This is a genomic window from Candidatus Magnetobacterium casense (assembly GCF_019173545.1).
GTDB classification, from domain to species: Bacteria; Nitrospirota; Thermodesulfovibrionia; order Thermodesulfovibrionales; family Magnetobacteriaceae; genus Magnetobacterium; species Magnetobacterium cryptolimnobacter.
Genome location: NZ_JABXWD010000387.1, coordinates 1 through 3,064, shown reverse-complemented (window position 1 = coordinate 3,064; position 3,064 = coordinate 1). Strand labels below are relative to the sequence as shown.

At 49.6% G+C, this 3,064-nt stretch carries 8 protein-coding genes; all 8 read left to right on the top strand.

Features of this window, described 5'->3' with window-relative positions; all coding sequences use genetic code 11:
* Positions 1–350: hypothetical protein (locus HWQ67_RS15305; RefSeq protein ID WP_218253554.1), on the top strand; the 350-nt coding region annotated here is incomplete at its 5' end.
* 12 nt (positions 351–362) lie between these two features.
* Positions 363–773, top strand: a complete 411-nt coding sequence (locus HWQ67_RS15300; protein WP_218253553.1) for a hypothetical protein — start codon at positions 363–365, stop codon at positions 771–773.
* Between the two features lie 12 nt (positions 774–785).
* The gene (locus tag HWQ67_RS15295; protein WP_218253552.1) at positions 786–968 is read left to right on the top strand and encodes a hypothetical protein; all 183 of its coding nucleotides are present in this window, start codon (positions 786–788) and stop codon (positions 966–968) included.
* A gap of 32 nt (positions 969–1,000) precedes the next feature.
* Positions 1,001–1,480, top strand: coding sequence for a hypothetical protein (locus HWQ67_RS15290; protein WP_218253551.1), 480 nt, complete (start codon positions 1,001–1,003; stop codon positions 1,478–1,480).
* Between the two features lie 27 nt (positions 1,481–1,507).
* A complete protein-coding gene (locus HWQ67_RS15285; RefSeq protein WP_218253550.1) occupies positions 1,508–1,951 on the top strand; it encodes a cupin domain-containing protein in 444 nt (147 codons plus the stop codon).
* A 9-nt stretch (positions 1,952–1,960) separates the two neighbouring features.
* Positions 1,961–2,290, top strand: a complete 330-nt coding sequence (locus HWQ67_RS15280) for a hypothetical protein (RefSeq protein ID WP_218253549.1) — start codon at positions 1,961–1,963, stop codon at positions 2,288–2,290.
* Positions 2,291–2,301: 11 nt separating this feature from the next.
* Positions 2,302–2,601: a hypothetical protein gene (locus tag HWQ67_RS15275; protein ID WP_218253548.1), complete on the top strand. Its 300-nt coding sequence runs from the start codon at positions 2,302–2,304 to the stop codon at positions 2,599–2,601.
* Between the two features lie 16 nt (positions 2,602–2,617).
* On the top strand, positions 2,618–3,064 hold a 447-nt coding region (locus tag HWQ67_RS15270), incomplete at its 3' end, for a glycosyltransferase (RefSeq protein WP_218253547.1).

Genomic DNA, 3,064 nt, shown 5'->3' with positions numbered 1-3,064 from the left:
AGGCTGTAGCTGAGTTACATACTCACGATGATGCCGTACGTGAGGTTGTGTGCGCTCCTTCGTCTTTGATTGATCTGCTTGACGATGCTCCTGTGAGTGAGCCTGTTGACGAGAATTCGATAGACATCCGTCAGACTCTATCGGACAACTCCATCAAGGACATGTTGGACTATGATCCTGTGAATGAGCCTGTTGATGAGAATTCGCTCAAAGATTTGAATGATCCAGCCAACACGGTTGTGTGTCATCTTTGCGGTAAGCGTGTTCCCTCGAAGACGGCACATCTGCACCAGGAACGTTGGATTGGTGATGCGTGTTGTTGGGATGAACGACTGAGAAGTTCAGAGTAACAGGAGATTGAGATGGGGCTCATTAAGGGTTATAAAGAGGAAATCGTAGAGTGGGTTGCCGGCATGTCACCAGACGAACTCGATAGTCTAGTACAGCATTACCGGGAGAAATCTACGGAGACATCCATGGGGTTCAGTAATCCGAAGCATTTAACAGAGGAGCAACGTACGTTGCTGATTTCTTTGAGACCTAGCCTCAAGGAGTCTACGAGGTTTGTGTCTGGATTGACATACATGACTCGTGGGGGTGCAGTTAGATCATGTATCCTTTTCCCGACACTTCATGCTACCGACAGCGCTGGATTTGATCGGGGCGTCCTCTTTGACGATGCCGTTCTTGTGTTAGACAATCCGGACTACAGGAAATTTGCAAGTTTAGCATTTGGCTCGTGTCAAGATCCGCTTTTCGACAGGCTTACGTAGGAGGAGGAGACGATGAAGACGCTCGTAGGGAAGATTGGTTTGTTGGTGTTGTTGCTGCTGGTTTTCTTTACCGGGTGTCTGCGGGAGCATGTTTCGAGCAATAAACTTGAGCATGCCGCGGAGGTAGACGAGAAAACTGGCCATTCCAGGGACCGGCCTTTGAATAAGGAGGACATTGGGAGTTCGATGTTCTAACGTTGGTTTTAACGAGTGGGAGGATTAACGTAATGAGTGGCAAGTGGGAGGAATGGCGGCTCAAGGTTACAAATGGGTTGCGCGATATTTGCGATACCGCTGAAGTTCTTGGCCGTTGGCCTAAAGTTCATGCTGTACTTTCGTCTCTTGAGCTGGCCCTTCATCGGGTGTTGAAGCACATAGACGTTTCCGTTAGCTCGTCTGAAGTCCAAAGCATTACTGAGCCGGCGATTTTTCCGCCTGTGGTGGCGGCAGAACTGCCGGATTTGGCATGGGATGAGGTAGCTGCGCGTAACATCGCGGCCAGCGTGTTTTATGCCTATTTCAATGATCAGGAGTTGGCTACGGTGCTGGCAGCATTACGTTATTGGCAGAACAGAGTGCCTGATGTTGAATTGGCCAAGACAACGTCTCCTGATCATTTCAGGTACGTGACTCCTTTGTCGGCTGTTGAGATTGATGCGTTATGTGAGCGCATCAATGAAGGTGTGACGGATACGAGAGGCAACTGAACTTTTGCAGGGGAGGTTGATACTCAGATGGTTGAGACTCAAGGATCTTCAACGATTGTCACAAAGTTATGGGGCTATGAAACGATTTTAGTCAATAACGTGGAGGTTAACTATTGCGGCAAGATTTTAACCGTTTTGCCCTGTGCGTATGCGAGTTCTCTGCATTACCATCGGGTTAAGCATGAGACGTTTTTCATACAGCGTGGTAATTTGTACTTGGAACTGCGTCAGCTTATTTCTGGCCTTGGTAATTTGTTAGGCAACCTGAGGCAGACGGTGTTGAGCGTTGGAGATTTCCACGAGCCCGAGGTATTACTGATTGAAACTGGTTGTAAAGTTGTGTTGCCTCCGATGACAGCTCACCGATTTTGGGTTGTTAATGAGCTGTGCGAGTTCATTGAGATCGGCACGGCGGATTACTCGTATGACACCAAGCGGTTGATAGGTTCTGGGCCTATCCCAAAAGGATGATTCGTTGCCATGCCTTACAAAAAGATCTATGTCAAGCCTCGCGTGCTCATGAAGCACAACGGACAGCCGATTTACTGCACGTACGATGGCAGTGATTGGGATCAGGAACGAGAATTTGTTTTTTCGACCGTGCCGGATCCAGAGACGCCCGATCTTGAGTGCTACAAGTTTGACGTGCGGTTTTTGGCGCCTAAGTTACCCAAGGGGTTGAGCGAAATATCGCCTCCTGGGCAAAATCGGAATGCCGAGTTGAAAAGCCAGTTTGGACCGACTTACATCAAGGCCCTCATCATGCATTCGCTTAATCAGGGGTTGTTGCGTTTGCCTACATGTTTATAAAGGAGGTTGTTGTGGTCATCATCAGTTTTACGGCCGAGCTGCTTGGCAACAAGGAAGTCACGTTGAATGGCGTTCACATTGATCGCGGTGAGCCGTTCATTGAGGAAAAGGTGATTTTCAATCAGCTTACGTTGAATCAGCAGTGGCAACTGCTTTCCATGGCGCGAAAGCTGCTCAATCAAATGGAGAGCACGTATCAGAAATCGCGCGTGAAAGCTGGCGAGCTAACTCACGACGATTACGATCTTACTCAAGCAAGAATCCGGTCAGGCGCCAGAGGGGTGCCTGGGACTAATCTGCCGCCTTTGTAGGAGAGCTTTCGTGGGTGTGTTGGGGAACGTGAAGGTGTATGCCTTGTTGTATGGCGACTACCCTCTTTTACATCGACGCTTGTTGGGGTCGTTGGAGCGTTTTGGCAACAGTGTGGACATACGACTTTGGTGCAATACGCTGAGTCCTGCATCTCGTAAGATCGTCGATACGTGCGGGTGCAGCCTCAGGGTTTATCACAGCCCCGAGAACGTGCCAAAGTATAAGGTCATGCGCGAGCTGTTCAGCGAGTGCAAGGGACCTGAGCATAGTCCGTCTGACTGGGTGGTGTGGTTCGACGATGATGCTCACATTGTCAGCAGCGATTGGCTGATTCGCATGGAGAGCTACATTCAATCTCACCCGGAGGCTGTCTACGTGGGGCAGCCATGGTTTGTGCATCATTTGCCCGGGCAATGGGATTTCATCAAGGCATCGCCCTGGTTTAAGGGCCGTGAACCGGAG